This window comes from Halomonas koreensis, from assembly GCF_031451675.1.
GTDB lineage: Bacteria > Pseudomonadota > Gammaproteobacteria > Pseudomonadales > Halomonadaceae > Halomonas > Halomonas koreensis.
Map to the genome: position 1 here is coordinate 91522 of NZ_JARWAK010000003.1, position 16679 is coordinate 108200.

A 16679-nucleotide genomic window follows, 5' to 3' on the forward strand; every position below is an offset into this window, starting at 1 on the left:
GGCCGACTCTGGCGCGAAGGTCGTAGTGCGTTGTTTTATCGAAAGTTGCACAGTATGCTTTGAAGATACGATCGCCCTGCACCTTCCGCGCGCCGGGCCAGGACAGCACGGAGAGACCCGATGACCAAGTCCGAATTGATCGAACAGATTGCCATGCGGCAGCCCGAACTGTCCGTCAAGGAAGTGGAAGCCGCCGTGCGCCTGATCCTCGACGACATCACCGACACCCTCGCCGACGGCGGGCGCGTGGAGATCCGCGGCTTCGGCAGCTTCTCGCTGCACTATCGCGAGCCGCGCATCGGCCGCAATCCCAAGACCGGCGAGCCGGTCGCGCTGGACGGCAAGTTCGTGCCACACTTCAAGCCCGGCAAGGAGCTGCGCGAACAGGTGGACGCCAGCCGCGCCCTCGGATACTGATCGGGCCGGCAGCGGCCCGCCTTCTTCCCACCCACACGACACGGGAACTCGCACATGCGTTGGCTCAAAGGCCTGATCCTGGCCGTCATCCTGCTGGTGGTGCTGCTGGTCGGCATCCTTTTCGCCGTCAACAACCAGCAGGCCCTGCCCCTCAACCTGATCTGGATCGAGCTGCCGCCGGCCTCGCTCTCCGTCTGGCTGCTGGCCAGCCTGGCGGTGGGGGTGCTGCTCGGCATGCTGGCGATGAGCGGCGTCTATCTGCGCCTGCGGACCCTGCTGACCCGGGCCCAGCGCCATAACCAGCAACAGCGCAAGGAGCTGGACAAGCTCCGCGTTCAGGAGATGAAGGAACTGCCCTGACGATGCGCGATCTCCTGCTGCTGGCGCTGCTGTTGGCAGCGGTCGCCATCGGCTGGTGGCTGGGCCGCCGCGAACGGCGGAAGGCCGGCGCCGCTCCCGGCTCCCCGAACCTGGCCCGCGACTACTTCGTGGGCCTCAACTATCTGCTCAACGACCAGCAGGATCGCGCCATCGAGACCTTCATCGGCGCCCTGGAGGTCAACAGCGACACCATCGAGACCCACATCGCCCTGGGCAACCTCTTCCGGTCCCGGGGCGAGGCCGATCGCGCGGTCAAGATCCACCAGAACCTGCTGGCCCGCCCCACCCTGACCGGCGACCAGGGCGACCGGGTTCAGCTCGAGCTGTCCCGGGACTTCCTGCAGCTCGGCCTGCTGGACCGCGCCGAGCGCCTGCTCCGCGGCCTGATCAAGGACACCGCCGGCGACGAGCACCGCCACGCGGCGCGCTGCCTGCTGGCCGACCTGCTGGAGCGCGAGGGGGAGTGGCAGCAGGCGCTGGACGTCGCCCAGCCGCACCTGGTGCGGCACAGCGACGACCGCCGGCGCGCCGCCGCCCACTGGCTCTGCGAGCTGGCCGAGGCGGAGCGGCACTCGGCCAGCCCGGTGCTGGCCCGCCGCCACCTGAAGCAGGCGCTGGCCACCGACGCGCGTTGCGTGCGCGCCAACCTGCTGCTGGCCGAGATGGCCCTGGATACCGGCCAGTACCGCCAGGCGATCCGCCTGCTGCAGCGCATCCCGGAGCAGGACAAGGCCTTCGTCCCCACCCTGCTGGCCCCGCTGGAGCGCGCCTACCGCCTGCTGGACGACGAGGACGGGCTGATCCGCCACCTCGAGACCCTGCTGGAGCACGCGCCCTATACCAGCGTCATCATCCGCCTGGCCGAGGCCCTGCGACGCCACCGCGGCGACACCGAGGCCGCCACGGCCCTGCTGACCCGCCAGCTCGAGCGCACGCCCAGCCTCGGCGGGCTGGACTACCTGATGGGCCTCTATCGGCAGCAGGAAGGCGACGGCGAGGACCGGCGCCTGACGCTGCTCCAGCACCACACCGGCTCGCTGCTCGAGGCGGCACCCCGCCACCGCTGCCGACGCTGCGGCTTCAGCGGGGAGCAGCTGCACTGGCAGTGCCCGCGCTGCCGCAGCTGGGGGACCACCAAGCCGATCACCGGCATCGAGGGCGAGTAACGCCCTCAGCCGTCGGCCAGCTCCGCCTCGATGGCCGCCAGCGCCGCCATGGGATCCTCCGCCTGGGTCACCGGCCGCCCCACCACCAGGTGGCTGCTGCCGGCGGCCATCGCCGCGGCCGGGGTCATGATCCGCCGCTGGTCGCCCGCCTGGGCCGAGGCCGGCCGGATGCCCGGCGTGACCTTGAGGAAGTCGTCGCCGCACAGGGTCCGCAGGCGCGTCGCCTCCTGGGCCGAACACACCACCCCGTCCATGCCGCTGTCCCGGGCCAGCGTCGCCAGACGCTCCACCTGTTCGGCGGGCGACGCCGTGATGCCCACCTCCGCCAGATCCTCGGCCGCCATGCTGGTCAGCACGGTCACCGCGATCAGGTGGGTGGAGAGGCCATGACGCACCAGCCGCTCCTTGGCAGCCTCCATCATGCGACGACCGCCGCCGGCGTGGACATTGACCATCCAGGCCCCCTGCTCGGCGGCGGCCTGGACGGCGCCGGCCACGGTGTTGGGAATGTCGTGGAACTTGAGATCCAGGAAGACCTCGAAGCCGCGGCCGTGCAGGGCCTCCAGCACGTCGGGGCCGCTGCGGGTGAACAGCTCCTTGCCGACCTTGACCCGACAGCGCGCGGGATCGAGCCGGTCGGCCATGCACAGGGCGGCGTCCAGGGAGGCGTAGTCGAGGGCGATGATCAGGGGAGACGCGATGGGCACGAGAGGGCTCCTGGCCGGGTGAGTGGACCCGCGCAGTATATCAGCCATGTGCCGGGGCGCATGGGGCGATGTCGTCGGGTCGGCGCCGGCCATCGCCGCGGTCCGCTGTCGCTTCCGGCTGACCCGCCGGGCGGGCCGCCGGCGCTAGCTTGAGGACAGGCGCCCGAGGCGCCCGACCATCGGTCCACCCACAGGAGGAATGCCGAGATGACCAGGATCCCGACCCCACCCCTCGCCGCCATCGCCCTGACCCTGCTGATGAGCCTCGCCGCCCCGGCGCTGGCCCAGGAGATGGCGCCCATCAACGTCAACACGGCGGATGCCGCGACCCTCGCCGAGCTGCCCGGCATCGGCGAGGTCAAGGCCGCGGCCATCGTCGAGGACCGCCAGGCCAACGGCGACTATGCCGCCGCCGAGGAGCTGACCCGGGTGCGCGGCATCGGCGAGGCCACGGTCGCCGATCTCGCCGACCAGGTCACCTTCTGAGCCCGCCGCGACGGCGGGCCGGCTCACAGCCGCAGGCCGCCGTCGCACTCCAGGATGCGGCCGGTGAAGTAGTCGTTGGCGAGGATGAAGGCCACGCTCTCGGCGATATCCTCCGGCTGCCCCATGTGGCGCAGCGGAATCCCGGCGGTGATCCGCTCGCGCATGTCGTCGCGCAGCGCCGCGGTCATCTCGGTCTCGATGAAGCCCGGCGCCACCGCGCCGACCCGGATGCCGTGGCGCGCCAGCTCCTGGGCCCAGGTCACCGTCAGGGAGGCCACGCCCGCCTTGGCGGCCGCATAGTTGCTCTGCCCGCGGTTGCCCTCCCGCACCACGCTGGAGATGTTGACGATCACCCCCTCGCGGCCGGCCTCGATCATGCGGGCGGCCGCCTCGCGGCCGCACAGGAAGACACCGGTCAGGTTGACGTCGATCACCTGCTGCCAAGCGTCGAGCGACAGGGTCTCCTGCACCTTGCCGTCCCGGGCCTTGACCAGCAGGCCGTCGCGCACGATGCCGGCATTGTTGACCAGGCCGTCCGGCGGCCCCAGGGCCTCGGCCACGGCATCGAAGGTGGAGGCGACCGAGGCCTCGTCGGCGACGTCGACGACGAAGCCGCGGGCGGTGATGCCGGCCTCCGCCAGGGTCCCCACGGCCTCGTCGAGCGCCGGCCCGTCCCGGTCGAGCAGCGCCAGGGTGGCCCCCTGGCCGCCCAGCCGGCGGGCGATGGCCAGCCCCAGCCCCCGGGCCCCGCCGGTGATGGCGATGATGCGATCCTGCAGTGTCATGGTGATTTCCTCGTCGGATGGTCGTCGACCGCGCCCCACGGGCCTGGACCGGGGCCGCTCATGGTGCCATTGGGCCGGCTTTCATATTGCATTGCAATATCGACGATCGACGCCCACGATCCGCCTTGATTTTGCGTCCCGCCATCCCCATTTCCCGAGCAGTCGTCAACGGGAGTTCCCATGCCCTTTCTTGCCCTCTTCACCGTCTTCGCCCTGCTCGATTTCGTGCTGCTGTTCACCGTCGGCAGCGAGATCGGCCTGCTCGCCACCCTGGCCCTGGTGCTGGCCACGGGCTTTCTCGGCCTGCACCTGATCCGGCGCGAAGGCGTCGCCACCTTCGCGCGGGCCCAGGAGCGCCTGGCCCGGGGGGAAGTCCCCTCCGGCGAACTGCTCACCGGGGCCGCCCTGATCTTCGGCGGCGCCCTGCTCATGGCACCGGGCTTCCTGTCCGACGCCCTGGGCTTCATGTGCCTGATTCCCGACGCCCGGCGGCTGCTCGGCAAGGGGCTGGGCCGGCTCGGCATGCGCTTCCAGGGCGTGCATGTCCAGGCCGGCGGCTATCGCCCCCGCCAGGGGCGCGATGCCGACTGGCAGCAGGCCGGCGGCGATGACGCCGAGGCCGACGCCCGCCCCGGGGCGGCCTCCGACGAGCCGCTGGAGGGCGATTTCATCGCCCGCGACGAGCGACGTCGCTGAGCGCGAAAAAAATTTGCGGCGGGGGCTTGAAAGGCCAACGGCCAGCCCCACTTATCCGTCAGCAACGAGCTTCGATCCCGGCCCGCCGGGGTCATCCACACGGAAGGCGTGCGCCTTCACCCCGCAGGGTCGCTGCGGGTTGATGATGAAACCCGCCGGGGCCTGGCGTCCCGGCACAGCAAACCATCAGGAGAACGTGAGCAATGAACATCCGTCCCTTGCACGATCGCGTCGTCATCCGTCGCGTTGAAGAAGAGCAGAAGACCGCAGGCGGCATCGTGCTCCCGGGCAGCGCCCAGGAAAAGCCGACACGTGGCGAGGTGCTCGCCGTCGGTAACGGCCGGATTCTGGAAAGCGGCGATGTGCGCCCGCTCGACGTCAAGGTCGGCGACACCGTGATCTTCAAGGATGGCTTCGGCGTCGAGAAGCAGAAGATCGACGGCGAGGAAGTGCTGATCATGAGCGAGTCCGACATCCTGGCCGTCGTCGAAGGCTGAGCCGCGACCGCTACACGCTCGATACTGACTGACGTTCACGAACTCACAGGAAGCAAACGAAAATGGCAGCGAAACAAGTCAAGTTCTCCAGTGATGCCCGCACCCGCATGGCGCAAGGCGTCGACACCCTGGCCAACGCCGTCAAGGCCACCCTGGGCCCGAAGGGCCGCAACGTGGTCCTGGAGAAGTCCTTCGGCGCGCCGACCGTGACCAAGGACGGCGTCTCCGTGGCCAAGGAGATCGAGCTCAAGGACAAGTTCGAGAACATGGGCGCGCAGATGGTCAAGGAAGTCGCTTCCAAGACCTCCGACGTCGCCGGTGACGGCACCACCACCGCCACCGTGCTGGCCCAGTCCATCGTCAACGAGGGTCTGAAGGGCGTGATCGCCGGCATGAACCCGATGGACCTCAAGCGCGGCATCGACCAGGCCGTCAACGCCGCGGTCAAGGAAGTCGGCGAGCTGGCCGTGCCCTGCACCGACTCCAACGCCATCGCCCAGGTCGGCACCATCTCCGCCAACGGCGACAGCAACATCGGCCGCATCATCGCCGAGGCCATGGAGAAGGTCGGCAAGGAAGGCGTCATCACCGTCGACGAGGGTCGCGGCTTCGAGGACGAGCTGGACGTCGTGGAAGGCATGCAGTTCGACCGCGGCTACCTGTCGCCGTACTTCGTGACCAACCAGGACACCATGGCCGTCGAGCTGGAAGATCCGTTCCTCCTGCTGGTGGACAAGAAGATCTCCAACATCCGCGAACTGCTGCCGACCCTCGAGGCCGTGGCCAAGGCCGGCAAGCCGCTGGTCATCATCGCCGAGGACATCGAGGGCGAGGCACTGGCCACCCTGGTGGTCAACACCATGCGCGGCATCGTCAAGGTCGCGGCCGCCAAGGCCCCGGGCTTCGGCGACCGTCGCAAGGCCATGCTGCAGGACATCGCCATCCTCACCGGCGCCACCGTGATCTCCGAGGAAGTGGGTCTGGATCTCGAGCAGACCACCCTGGACCACCTGGGCACCGCCAAGCGCGTGACCATGTCCAAGGAGAACACCACCATCATCGACGGCGCCGGCCAGGACGCCGACATCGAGGCCCGCGTCAACCAGATCCGCGCCCAGATCGAGGAGACCTCCTCCGACTACGATCGTGAGAAGCTCCAGGAGCGCGTCGCCAAGCTGGCCGGCGGTGTGGCCGTGATCCGCGTCGGTGCCGCCACCGAGGTGGAGATGAAGGAGAAGAAGGCCCGCGTCGAGGACGCCCTGCACTCCACCCGCGCCGCCGTCGAGGAAGGCGTGGTGCCCGGGGGCGGTACCGCCCTGGTGCGCGTGCTGACCAAGATCGCCGGCCTGAAGGGCGACAACGAGGACCAGACCCACGGCATCGCCATCGCCGTGCGCGCCATGGAAGCCCCGCTGCGCCAGATCGTCACCAACGCCGGCCAGGAGGCTTCCGTCATCCTGAACCGCGTCAAGGACAGCGAGGGCAACTTCGGCTACAACGCCCAGACCGGCGAGTTCGGCGACCTGTTCGAGATGGGCGTGCTGGACCCGGCCAAGGTCACCCGCTCCGCGCTGCAGTCCGCCGGTTCCGTCGCCGGCCTGATGATCACCACCGAGTGCATGATCGCCGACGATCCGGACGAGAAGGAAGCCGGTGGCGCCGACATGGGCGGCATGGGCGGCATGGGTGGCATGGGCGGCATGATGTAAATCATCCCCCTGCCCCAGGCCCCGCCTGATCGAGCCCCCCGCCGGGAAACCGGCGGGGGGCTTTTGTATGCGCGGGCCGCAGCGAATTCCACCGTGAGCACGCGACATCCGCAACGAAAGTGGCATACTCGGGGATCATGGATTGCCCGGTTATCAGCACGTCGTCGCGTCTTGCCGGGTGGCGCCGGCAACCCTGGCCCACCCTGGTGTTGTGGTGCCTGCTGGTTGGGCTCCCGGGCCTCGCCGGCGCGCAGGGCAAGGAAGGCGTCCCCGTGCGCCTGCAGCTGCTCTGGTACCATCAATTCCAATCCGCCGGCTACTACGCCGCCAAGGCCCAGGGGTATTACCGGCAAGCCGGCCTGGACGTCGAGATTCGCCACGGCGGCTACGACGACCAGGGACAGGCCCCATCGCCGCTGGCCGAAGTCCTGTCAGGGCGGGCCGACTTCGGCATCGCCCGCTCCGAGCTTCTGATGCACCATGCCCGGGGCGCCCCCGTGGTGGTGCTGGCCAATCTCATGCAGCGCTCGCCGCTGGTCCTGATGACCCTGGCCCGGCACGACTTCACGAAGCTGGAAGAGATTGGCGAGCGACCGATCAGCGTCACCCTACCCGGCACGGGCAACCGCACCAGTGCGGAGACCCTGGCCACCTTCCTGAACAGCGGCCTGGCCCCGGCAACGCTGAACAACTCGCCGCCCCGGTGGGAACTGGAGGCGCTGCTGACCGGCGAGACCCAACTGATGCCCGCCTACCTGACCGACGCTCCCTATCGGGTTCGCCAGCGGGGAGCAACGCCGGTGCTGATCCGACCAACCGACCATGGCATCGACTTCTACGGCGACCTGCTGTTCACCCGCCAGGCCCTGCTGGAGGCGCACCCCGATAGGGTCGCGGCCTTTCGCCGCGCCAGCCTCAAGGGCTGGGCCTACGCCCTGGAGAACGTCGACGAGGTCATCGAGCTGATCCTGCGCGAGTACCCCGAGCGCAACACCGGCGTGACCCGCGGGCTGCTGCGCTACGAGGCCGAGCAGATCCGCCGGCTGATGCAGCCCGACCTGATCCAGATCGGCCATATCAACCCCCAGCGCTGGCGGGACATCGGCGAGATCTATACCCGCCTGAACCTGATCGACGATGTCGACTTGGACGGCTTCCTCTACCGTGCCGACACCCCGAGCCTGGCAGCTCTCATACTGCGATGGTGGCGCTGGCTGCTACCGATCGGGGTGATGGGCGTCCTGGTGTCGGCGCTGGCGACCTACCTATGGATCATCAATGCCCGGCTGCGCCATGAAATTCGCCGGCGCCAGGAAGCGGAACGCTCGCTGCAACGCCTAGCCGACCGTGACGGCCTGACCGGCGCCGACAATCGCCGCTTCTTCGAGACGACCCTGGCCCGTACCTTCGCCCAGGCCCGCCGACACCACCGCCCCCTGACGCTGATGATGCTGGATGTCGACCACTTCAAGCAGATCAACGACCGGCATGGTCATCTGGCCGGCGATCAGGTGCTGGTTGGGCTGGTGGAGGCGACACGAGGGGTCATTCGCCAGGACGATCACCTCGCGCGCTATGGCGGCGAGGAATTCGCGGTGATCATGCCGGACACCTCGCTCGACGCCGCACGGGTCGTGGCGGAACGGGTCCTGGACGCCAACCGCCGGCATGCCGTGGCCACCCTCGACGGCCAGGTCCACTATACGGTCAGCATCGGCCTCGCCAGCCTGACGGCAGACGATGGCGATCCCTTGGCCCTGATCCAGCGCGCCGACGACCGCCTCTACCTGGCCAAGCGCGGCGGACGCGACCGCCTCGCGGCACCAGCGGGTGAGACGCCGGCCCCCGATGTCGGCCAGCGCCCCGGCATCGCCGGCGGATGAGCCGGCGGGGCTTACCAGCGGCAGGCCGGCCGAGTACACTCCCCGGCGTTTCGACACACACCAAGACAACCCTCACATGCTGCCCAATATCCGCATCGTCCTCGTCCAGACCTATCATCCCGGCAATATCGGCGCCTCGGCCCGAGCCATGAAGACCATGGGCCTCACCGACCTGGTGCTGGTCAATCCCCGCCGCTTTCCGGATCCCGAGGCCTCCCGCCTGGCCGCCGGGGCCGAGGACGTGGTCGACGGGGCCCGCGTGGTGAGCCACCTCGAGGAAGCCGTCGACGACTGCGTCCAGGTGATCGGCGCCAGCGCCCGGCTGCGCAGCCTGCCGCGACCCCACTTCGACGAGCCCGCCGAGATGGCCGACGCCCTGGTGGCCAATGCCGCCGACCCGGTGGCCCTGGTGTTCGGCCGCGAGCGCTTCGGGCTGACCAACGACGAGATCCGGCACTGCAGCCACCAGGTCAGCATTCCTGCCAACCCCGACTACGGCGTGCTCAACCTCTCCCAGGCGGTCCAGGTGCTGGCCTACGAGGTATTCCGCGCCTGGCGACAGCGGCCCGGGAGCGGGCTCCACGCCCCCCGGCCGGCCCGCGATCGGCGCCCCACCCGCGAGCAGCTGGGCCATTTCCATGACCATCTGGCCCGGGTGATGCACGCGAGCGGCTTCATCACCCAGCCCCATGCCCGCACCGAGGAGCAGCTCCAGGCGCTGTTCGACCGGGCGGAGCCCTCGCGCAAGGAGCTCTCGCTGCTGCGCGGGCTGCTCAGTTCCCTGGAGCAGGGGCTGGACGCCGACTGAGGCGTCACGGAGACGTCACGCCGCCATCATCGAACGGTCATCCGCGGCCCCGATACTACGGGGCACGGGCAAGGGACACTGCTCGTCGCCATGCCAGGGACGCCGGGGGCAGGACGCTCCCCAGGGACGCCGAACGCGGCATCGGGACGATGCTCAGGGAGGCCTTTTGGATATCGCCACGACGCATCGCGTCGTGGCGTTTTTGTTGGCCGCCGACGCCCCCGATGGCAGAGTGGTGGCAGGCCGGCCAGGAGAGACGCCATGTCCACGGACCCCGAGACGAAGCGCCAGCAGCTGTTCCACGACGAGTTGCCCAAGGAGCACGAGGATCCGCTGATCGGCACCCTGCATCGCATCATCCGCGTCGGCGTCAAGGTGCTGGCGGTACTGATGGTGTTCGTGATCCTGTGGGGGATCTTCGATGTCGTCTACGTGCTCTACCAGCAGCTCACCCAGCCGCCCTTCCTGCTGCTGGAGGTCGGCGACATCTTCCGGCTGTTCGGCGCCTTCATGGTGGTGCTGATCGCCATCGAGATCTTCATCAACATCCGTCTCTACCTGGGCACCAATGTGCTGCCCATCCAGCTGGTGATCGCCACGGCGCTGATGGCCATCGCCCGGAAGGTGATCGTGCTCGACATCGACGCCGTCGATGCCGAGTATGTGTTCGCCATCGCCGCGGTGGTGCTGGCGCTGGGCGTGACCCACTGGCTGGTGGCCCGCAAGCACTGAGCCTCAGGCCGGCGTCAGCCAGTCGCGGTAGCCCGCCAGATCAGCGCCCAGCTCGCCACGGGTGATCCGCCGATAGAGCCCCTGCAGGCGGGCCGTCACCGAGTCCGCCGGGATCGGCTCGCCGGGTGGCGGCGCCCCTGCCCTGGCCCCGATATGCCGACCGTCGAGCTCGCGCAGCGGCAGGATCTCGGCGGCGGTGCCGGTGAGGAAAGCCTCGTCGGCGGTATAGAGCTCGTCCCGGGTGATGCGCCGTTCCACCACCTCGAGGCCGAGCCTCTCCCGGGCCAGGCGAATGACGCTGTCGCGGGTGATGCCCTGCAGGCAGGAGGTGATCTCCGGCGTATGCAGGGCGCCGTCCCGCAGCAGGAAGACATTGGCCGCCGAGGCCTCGGCCACGTAGCCCTCCGGGTCGAGCATCAGGGTCTCGTCGAAGCCCGCCTTCACCGCCGTGTTCAGCGCCAGCATCGAGTTCACGTAGTGGCCGTTGGTCTTGGCGCGACACAGGCTGATGTTGACGTGATGACGCGCCCAGGAGGAAGTCAGCGCCCGCAGGCCGATGCTGGCCGCCTCCGGCGAGACGTAGTCGCCCAGGTCCCAGGCGGCGATCATCACATGGGTGGTCAGCCCCTTGGCCCGCAGCCCGAGCCCCTCGGCACCGAGGTAGACGGTGGGCTTGAGGTAGGCATTGGTCAGGCCATTGCGGGTCAGGCACTGGCGCTGGGCGTCGATCAATGCCTCGGCATCGAAGGCCAGCGGAATGTCCAGGGCATGGGCACTGTCGAGCAGCCGCCGGGTGTGTTCGGCGACCCGGAACAAGGCGGGGCGGCCATCCGGGCCCTGGTAGGCGCGAACGCCCTCGAAGCAGCCCATGCCGTAGTGAAGGGTATGGGTCAGCAGATGGGTCCTGGCCTCGCGCCAGGGCAGCCAGTCGCCGTCCTGCCAGAGCCAGCCGTCGCGATCGTACAGGGGCGTCATGAGTCCCTCTCACTGTTCCGGGACGTGGCGGCGAACCAGCGGTCGCGCCAATCGTCGATGAGTTCGCGCTGATGGGGCTGCAGGGCCTGGTAACCCCAGGCGGCGATCTCGTCGTTCTGGGGGTCGGGCACCTCGACGTCGCTGCCGGCCAGCGCCTGGATCACCGCGTGGCCGCAGAAGGGCACATAGCCCTCCGAATAGCCGCCCTCGTGGATCATCACCAGCCGGCCCTCGCAGACTCGCTCGGCCAGTGCCATCAACCGGCGGGTCATCTCGCCGAAGGCGCGACTGTTGAGCAGCATCTTGCCCAGCGGATCCTTGGCGCAGGCATCGAAGCCACAGGCCACCACGATGAGCTCCGGCCGGAAGGCCTCCAGAGCCGGCAGGACCAGGGACTCCATGGCATGGGCATAGGCGCCCAGGCCGCAGCCGGGCGGCAGCGGCAGGTTGAGGCAGGCCCCCTGTCCCCGTCCCTCGCCCTGTTCCTCGAAGGTGCCGGTGTCCAGCGGGTAGTTGCCGGCCTGGTGGAGCGAGACCGTGAACACCTCCGGGTCGTCGTAGAAGGCCGACTGCTGGCCGTTGCCGTGGTGGACATCCCAGTCGAGGATCGCCACCCGTCCCACCTGGCGCAGTGCCCGGGCGCGGCTCACCGCCACGGGGATATTGCCCAGCAGGCAGAACCCCCGGCCCCGACCGGCCTCGGCATGGTGCCCGGGCGGCCGGCACAGGGCATAGGCATTGGCCAGCTCCCCGCTGGCCACGGCTTCCACGGCGGCGATGGCCAGGCCCGCGGACTGCCGGGCCGCCGCCAGGCTGCCCGGTAGATAGGGCGCACAGTCTCCGGCGTCTCCGCCCCGGTCCCGGTCACCCGCCTCGAGGGCATCCAGGTAGGCGCCGGTGTGGAAGCGCTCGAGGTCGGCCCGCTGCGCCGGCGGGGCCTTGCGCACCGCGAGTTCGTCGATGAGCCCGGACACCTCCAGCAGGTTCTTGAGGCGCCGCTTGCTCTCCGGGCTCTCCGACGCCTGCTGGGGCTGTCGAAACTCACCGGACGCGGCGAAGACCCCGATGGCGCCCGGATCGTGCCAGAAGCAGCGCTCGTGCCAGTAGAAGCCCGTGGCGGCCTGGCCGGCCCCCGACATCTGCCCCGTCATGAGCTCGCCTCCTGACACTCCCAGACTTCGATCGCCGCCGCCAGGTCCTCCAGCGAGGCCCCCACCGACTTGAAGACCGTGATGGCCCGGGGGTCGCTGCGGCCGGGCCTGCGGCCATCCAGCAGCTCGGCCAGCTCGGCGCGGATGTCGCCGAAGGCGAAGGCCCCCTCGTCGATGGCCTGCAGGATGTCGCCGGCCTCCCCACGGGCCCCGGCATAGGTATCGACGAACACCTCGCCGCGCCCCAGGCACTCGGCGTCGGTCTCGCGCATGGACGGCCGGAAGGCACCGATCAGGTCCAGGTGGCTACCCGGCGACAGCCAGTCCCCCCGGATCAGCGGCGTCGTGGACAGGGTCACGCAGCTGATCAGGTCGGCCTCGCGACTGGCGGCCTCCAGGTCGGTCACCGCTGCGGTCTCTAAGCGGTCGGCGTAGTCGGCGGCCAGCCGCTCGGCCTTCTCGGGGTGCCGCCCCCAGACGCGCACCCGACGGATCGGGCGCACCGCGGCGTGGGCCTCGATCACCATGGGCGCCAACTTGCCGGTGCCCACCACCAGCAGGGTCTCGGCGTCGTCCCGAGCCAGCTCCCGGGCCGCCAGGGCCGAGGCCGCGGCGGTGCGCCGCCGCGTCAGTTCGCTGCCATCCAGGCAGGCCAGCGGCCGGCCGTGGGCGCCTTCGCTGAGCAGGTAGACCCCGGAGATGGCAGGAAGGCCGTGATCGGCGTTCTGGGGAAAGACATTGACCATCTTCACCCCGATGTAGCCGTCGCGCTCCCAGGCCGGCATCAGCAGCAGGGTGGCCTCGCCGTCGGGCCGGTGCATGGCATGGTGATGGCGGGGCGGCGACTCCACGCCCGCGCGGAAGGTGTCGGCAAGCCGCTCGACCAGCGCCGGCCAGGCCAGCGCCGCCGCCACCTGGTCGGCGTCGATGATGCGCATCTCAGGCCTCCGGCAGCGCGGCCACGACCATGATCTCGACCTTCCACTCGGGCTTGGCCAGCTTGGCCTCGACGGCGGCGCGCACCGGCGGGCGACCCGGCACCACCCAGGCATCCCAGGCGGCGTTCATCTCGGCGAACTCGGCCATGCTGGTCACCCAGATCTGGGCCGAGATCAGATGCTCCTTGGAGGTGCCGGCCTGGGCCAGCAGGTCGTCGATGCGCCCCAGGACCTGCTCGGTCTGGCCGCGCATGTCGGCACTGTCGTCGGTCGGTACCTGGCCGGCCAGGTAGACGGTACGCTCGTGGACGACGATCTGGCTCATGCGGGTGTTGCTGTCGTGATGGGTCAGGCTCATGACGGGTCTCTCTCTGATGGGGCGCCCTCAGGCGCCTTGGAAGCCGCCCATGAAGGCGGCCAGGTTGTGGCTCAGGTGCTCGGTGGGATAGCCCCCTTCCTGGACCAGCACCGTGGGCCGATTCAGCGCCGCCAGGCGCCGCCCCACGGCGGCGAAGTCCTCGGTCTCGAGGCCCAGCCCCGCCAGGGGGTCGGCTTTGTGGGCGTCCAGGCCCAGGGCCACCACCACCGCCTGGGGGGCGAAGGCGTCGAGGCGTTCGAGCAGGGTGTCCAGCGCCGCCAGGAAGGCCGCGCCGTCGCTGCCCACGGGCAGGGGGAGGTTGACGTTGGCGCCCTGCCCCGCGCCCTCGCCGGTCTCGTCGGCGCCGCCCCAGAAGAACGGATAGAAGTCCGCCGGGTCGGCATGCACCGAGCCGGTCCAGACCGCGCCGTCCGCGTAGAAGATGTCCTGGGTGCCGTTGCCGTGGTGCAGGTCCACGTCGAGGATCGCCACCCTGTCGAGCCCCTCGCGCAGCACCGTGGCGGCCAGCGCCGCGTTGTTGAGGAAGCAGAAGCCGCCGGCCCGTTCCGGGCCGGCATGGTGGCCGGGTGGGCGACACAGCGCATAGGCGGCGTGCTCCCCGCCGACCACGGCCTCGGCGGCGGCCTGCGCGGTGGCCGCGCTGGCCAGGATGCCGGCGAAGCTGTCGGCGGTGATCGGGCAGGCCATGTCGTGGAGATGCCAGCCGGCCTGCCCCACCGGATGGCGCGGATAGTGATGGCCGCCACCGCAGGGATGGACGTTGGGGGCGACGATCTCGGCGGCCTCCGGCAGGGCCATCCAGCGGGCGTGGATGGTTTCCAGGAACGCCAGGTAGCGCGGGGCATGGATCCGTGCCAGCCGCTCGCGCAGGCGCTCGCCGTCGCTGCCGCTGTCGCCGGGCGAGGTGAGCGAAAGCCCCGCCTCGGCGAGCCCCCGGGTCAGCAGCTCGGCGCGCACCGGCCCTTCCGGCGAGGGCGCGGGCCGGCCACGGAGCAGGAAGGTCTCCGGGGCGTGACGTTCCTGGTCGGGATGGTAGAAGAGCTTCATGGGCTTTCCTTGCGATGCGCCTCAATCGAGCAGCGAGGGGATCCAGGTGGACAGTGACGGGAACAGCGCCAGCATCACCACCACGGCGATGAAGGCGCCATAGAACGGCAGCGAGGAGACGATGGCCCGCTCGTAGGGCACCTCGGCGATGCGGGCCGCCGTCATCAGCGTCATGCCCACCGGCGGGGTCACGTTGGCGATGTTCAGGGTCACGATCATCACGATGGCGAAGTGCAGGGGGTCGAAACCCAGCGACACCATGGCCGGCACCACCACCGGGCCGATGACCACCAAGGCGGGCAGCACGTCCATCACGGTGCCCAGCACGATCAGCAGCAGGCACACCAGCATGATCTGGATGAAGGGCACGTCGCTGAGGGTGGTGATCAACTCTGCGGCGTCCCGGGCGATCCCCGAGCGGGTCACGAACCAGCCCAGCACCGCCGAGGTGGCCAGCAGGAAGAACACCACTCCGGAGAACTTCACCGTGGTGACCAGGGCCTGCCAGATCTTGTGGGGCGTGAGGTTCCGGTAGAACACCACGCCGATGAAGATGGCATAGACCGCGGCGAAGCCGGAGGCCTCGGTGATGGTGGTCATCCCCGACAGGATGCCGCCGAGGATGATCAGCGGCACCAGCATGGCCGGCAGCGCGGACAGGAAGGCGAGGATCGCCACGCGGATCGGCGTGCCGGCCTGCTTGGGATAGCCCCGCCACCAGGCCAGCACGATGCTGGTGATCAGCAGCGCCAGGGTCATCAGCACCCCGGGGATGATGCCCCCGGCGAAGAGGTCGATCACCGAGATGTCGCGCAGCAGGGTGGCGTAGACCACCATGACCACGCTCGGCGGGATGATCGGGCCGATGATCGATGAGCAGGCGGTGATGGCCGCCGCATACTCGGCGTCGTAGCCCTGCTTCTTCATCTCCGGGATCATGATCTTGCCGATCGCCACGGTGTCGGTGATCGCCGCGCCGGTCAGGCCGGCGAAGAACAGCGACACCGTGACGTTGACGTGGGACAGGGCCCCCCGGATGCGCCCGAACAGGGCGTTGTTGAAGGCGATCAGCTTCTGGGTCAGCCCGCCCTGGTTCATCAGCTCGGCGGTGAAGATGAAGTACGGCACGGCGATCAGCATGTAGCCGGATACCCCGGAGAACATGCGATCGGCGATGATGCCCACCAGACGCTCGCCGCCCAGCGAATAGACGCCGGCGACGCCGGAGATGGCCATGACCACGGCCACCGGGGCGCCGATCAGCAGGACGACGATGAAGGCGATGATGGCAGGGGTCATGAGCGGGACTCCTCCTCGTGGGCGTGGAGCACTTCCTCGATCATCGTCGACTCGTCGACGAAGTGCTCCAGCAGGCTGAAGCCCTGAACCAGGTGCAGCAGGAAGATCACGCCGGACAGCGGCACGGCGGCGGCCGTCCACTTGCGCGAGATCTGGATGTTGTCGGACACCATGTAGACCTGGGTGGCGTTCTGGAAGAAGTCCCAGCCGTACCAGATCACCAGCAGGGCGAAGACCCCGATCACCCCCAGCGTCAGCCCGGCGCACAGCTTGACCAGGGCCTCGGGCAGCACGCGCATCAGCAGCGTCATGGCCACGTGCTCGCCGGAATGCAGGGCGATGGTGGACGACAGCAGGCCGATCCAGGGCAGGAAGAGCCGCGCCAGGGAGTAGGTCCAGCTCAGGGCGTCGCCGGTGAACAGGGTGTAGAGGAAGCCCGTGAAGGAGATGGCCAGCATGCCGAGGATGCAGGCCACGCACACCACGATGGCGGCCTGATTGACGACATCACTGAGCCGGCGGGCCGTGGAAAGTAGGCTCATGGGGGCGCTCCGACGGAAGGAATCGGGCCAAGGGGACGGAACCACCCCGGGGGCGGTTCCGTCGATCAGGCAAGGAACCTC

General features: G+C 69.4%; 18 protein-coding genes and 1 pseudogene. 10 read left to right on the forward strand and 9 right to left on the reverse strand.

What is annotated here, in order from left to right; genetic code table 11:
* Window positions 1–99 precede the first annotated feature (99 nt).
* From QC818_RS04750 to lapB, 3 genes and pseudogenes are all read left to right on the forward strand, one after another.
* Window positions 100–417 (forward strand): annotated as a pseudogene (locus QC818_RS04750) (integration host factor subunit beta); the annotation flags it as partial.
* A gap of 54 nt (window positions 418–471) precedes the next feature.
* Window positions 472–777, forward strand: coding sequence for a LapA family protein (locus tag QC818_RS04755; RefSeq protein WP_309651697.1), 306 nt, complete (start codon window positions 472–474; stop codon window positions 775–777).
* Between the two features lie 2 nt (window positions 778–779).
* A complete protein-coding gene (gene lapB, locus QC818_RS04760) occupies window positions 780–1964 on the forward strand; it encodes a lipopolysaccharide assembly protein LapB (protein WP_309651698.1) in 1185 nt (394 codons plus the stop codon).
* Between the two features lie 5 nt (window positions 1965–1969).
* Here the strand turns inward: lapB and pyrF are convergent, their stop codons facing one another.
* Complete coding sequence (gene pyrF / locus QC818_RS04765) at window positions 1970–2671, reverse strand: orotidine-5'-phosphate decarboxylase (protein ID WP_309651699.1); 702 nt, start codon at window positions 2669–2671, stop codon at window positions 1970–1972.
* 207 nt (window positions 2672–2878) lie between these two features.
* On the opposite strand from pyrF, the gene QC818_RS04770 reads away from it, so the two are divergent.
* Window positions 2879–3157, forward strand: coding sequence for a ComEA family DNA-binding protein (locus QC818_RS04770; protein WP_309651700.1), 279 nt, complete (start codon window positions 2879–2881; stop codon window positions 3155–3157).
* A 23-nt stretch (window positions 3158–3180) separates the two neighbouring features.
* Here QC818_RS04770 and QC818_RS04775 read toward each other — a convergent pair whose 3' ends face one another.
* Complete coding sequence (locus tag QC818_RS04775; RefSeq protein WP_309651701.1) at window positions 3181–3942, reverse strand: SDR family oxidoreductase; 762 nt, start codon at window positions 3940–3942, stop codon at window positions 3181–3183.
* A gap of 180 nt (window positions 3943–4122) precedes the next feature.
* On the opposite strand from QC818_RS04775, the gene QC818_RS04780 reads away from it, so the two are divergent.
* From QC818_RS04780 to QC818_RS04805, 6 genes are all read left to right on the forward strand, one after another.
* A complete protein-coding gene (locus tag QC818_RS04780) occupies window positions 4123–4638 on the forward strand; it encodes an FxsA family protein (protein WP_309651702.1) in 516 nt (171 codons plus the stop codon).
* A gap of 203 nt (window positions 4639–4841) precedes the next feature.
* Entirely contained in the window at window positions 4842–5135 is a 294-nt protein-coding gene (locus tag QC818_RS04785) for a co-chaperone GroES (RefSeq protein ID WP_097788920.1), read from the forward strand.
* A gap of 62 nt (window positions 5136–5197) precedes the next feature.
* Entirely contained in the window at window positions 5198–6844 is a 1647-nt protein-coding gene (groL, locus tag QC818_RS04790; protein WP_309651703.1) for a chaperonin GroEL, read from the forward strand.
* 272 nt (window positions 6845–7116) lie between these two features.
* Window positions 7117–8727 (forward strand): diguanylate cyclase, encoded by a 1611-nt coding sequence (locus QC818_RS04795; protein WP_309651704.1) that lies wholly within the window; start codon window positions 7117–7119, stop codon window positions 8725–8727.
* A gap of 76 nt (window positions 8728–8803) precedes the next feature.
* Window positions 8804–9535, forward strand: a complete 732-nt coding sequence (locus tag QC818_RS04800) for an RNA methyltransferase (protein ID WP_309651705.1) — start codon at window positions 8804–8806, stop codon at window positions 9533–9535.
* A 261-nt stretch (window positions 9536–9796) separates the two neighbouring features.
* Window positions 9797–10267: a phosphate-starvation-inducible PsiE family protein gene (locus QC818_RS04805; RefSeq protein ID WP_309651706.1), complete on the forward strand. Its 471-nt coding sequence runs from the start codon at window positions 9797–9799 to the stop codon at window positions 10265–10267.
* A gap of 3 nt (window positions 10268–10270) precedes the next feature.
* Here QC818_RS04805 and QC818_RS04810 read toward each other — a convergent pair whose 3' ends face one another.
* The 7 genes from QC818_RS04810 to QC818_RS04840 are packed head-to-tail and all read right to left on the reverse strand — an operon-like array spanning window position 10271 to window position 16598.
* Entirely contained in the window at window positions 10271–11242 is a 972-nt protein-coding gene (locus QC818_RS04810; protein WP_309651707.1) for a branched-chain amino acid transaminase, read from the reverse strand.
* Window positions 11239–12393: a class II histone deacetylase gene (locus QC818_RS04815; RefSeq protein WP_309651708.1), complete on the reverse strand. Its 1155-nt coding sequence runs from the start codon at window positions 12391–12393 to the stop codon at window positions 11239–11241. Before QC818_RS04815 ends, QC818_RS04810 begins: the two co-directional genes overlap by 4 nt.
* Window positions 12390–13331, reverse strand: a complete 942-nt coding sequence (lhpI, locus tag QC818_RS04820; protein ID WP_309651709.1) for a bifunctional Delta(1)-pyrroline-2-carboxylate/Delta(1)-piperideine-2-carboxylate reductase — start codon at window positions 13329–13331, stop codon at window positions 12390–12392. Before lhpI ends, QC818_RS04815 begins: the two co-directional genes overlap by 4 nt.
* A 1-nt stretch (window position 13332) precedes the next feature.
* Entirely contained in the window at window positions 13333–13689 is a 357-nt protein-coding gene (locus tag QC818_RS04825) for a RidA family protein (RefSeq protein WP_309651710.1), read from the reverse strand.
* A 27-nt stretch (window positions 13690–13716) separates the two neighbouring features.
* Complete coding sequence (locus tag QC818_RS04830; protein WP_309651711.1) at window positions 13717–14757, reverse strand: histone deacetylase family protein; 1041 nt, start codon at window positions 14755–14757, stop codon at window positions 13717–13719.
* A 21-nt stretch (window positions 14758–14778) separates the two neighbouring features.
* Complete coding sequence (locus QC818_RS04835) at window positions 14779–16056, reverse strand: TRAP transporter large permease (protein ID WP_309651712.1); 1278 nt, start codon at window positions 16054–16056, stop codon at window positions 14779–14781.
* A complete protein-coding gene (locus QC818_RS04840; RefSeq protein ID WP_309651713.1) occupies window positions 16053–16598 on the reverse strand; it encodes a TRAP transporter small permease in 546 nt (181 codons plus the stop codon). The genes QC818_RS04835 and QC818_RS04840 overlap by 4 nt, the downstream gene beginning before the upstream one ends.
* Window positions 16599–16679: the final 81 nt, after the last annotated feature.

Coding starts and splice junctions, on each gene's coding strand:
- QC818_RS04825 (WP_309651710.1), bottom strand. CDS start 13,689: ATGAGCCTGACCCATCACGACAGCAACACCCGCATGAGCCAGATCGTC.
- QC818_RS04840 (WP_309651713.1), bottom strand. CDS start 16,598: ATGAGCCTACTTTCCACGGCCCGCCGGCTCAGTGATGTCGTCAATCAG.
- QC818_RS04785 (WP_097788920.1), top strand. CDS start 4,842: ATGAACATCCGTCCCTTGCACGATCGCGTCGTCATCCGTCGCGTTGAA.
- QC818_RS04805 (WP_309651706.1), top strand. CDS start 9,797: ATGTCCACGGACCCCGAGACGAAGCGCCAGCAGCTGTTCCACGACGAG.
- groL (WP_309651703.1), top strand. CDS start 5,198: ATGGCAGCGAAACAAGTCAAGTTCTCCAGTGATGCCCGCACCCGCATG.
- lapB (WP_309651698.1), top strand. CDS start 780: ATGCGCGATCTCCTGCTGCTGGCGCTGCTGTTGGCAGCGGTCGCCATC.
- lhpI (WP_309651709.1), bottom strand. CDS start 13,331: ATGCGCATCATCGACGCCGACCAGGTGGCGGCGGCGCTGGCCTGGCCG.
- QC818_RS04775 (WP_309651701.1), bottom strand. CDS start 3,942: ATGACACTGCAGGATCGCATCATCGCCATCACCGGCGGGGCCCGGGGG.
- QC818_RS04835 (WP_309651712.1), bottom strand. CDS start 16,056: ATGACCCCTGCCATCATCGCCTTCATCGTCGTCCTGCTGATCGGCGCC.
- QC818_RS04830 (WP_309651711.1), bottom strand. CDS start 14,757: ATGAAGCTCTTCTACCATCCCGACCAGGAACGTCACGCCCCGGAGACC.
- QC818_RS04815 (WP_309651708.1), bottom strand. CDS start 12,393: ATGACGGGGCAGATGTCGGGGGCCGGCCAGGCCGCCACGGGCTTCTAC.
- QC818_RS04810 (WP_309651707.1), bottom strand. CDS start 11,242: ATGACGCCCCTGTACGATCGCGACGGCTGGCTCTGGCAGGACGGCGAC.
- QC818_RS04800 (WP_309651705.1), top strand. CDS start 8,804: ATGCTGCCCAATATCCGCATCGTCCTCGTCCAGACCTATCATCCCGGC.
- QC818_RS04755 (WP_309651697.1), top strand. CDS start 472: ATGCGTTGGCTCAAAGGCCTGATCCTGGCCGTCATCCTGCTGGTGGTG.
- QC818_RS04780 (WP_309651702.1), top strand. CDS start 4,123: ATGCCCTTTCTTGCCCTCTTCACCGTCTTCGCCCTGCTCGATTTCGTG.
- QC818_RS04770 (WP_309651700.1), top strand. CDS start 2,879: ATGACCAGGATCCCGACCCCACCCCTCGCCGCCATCGCCCTGACCCTG.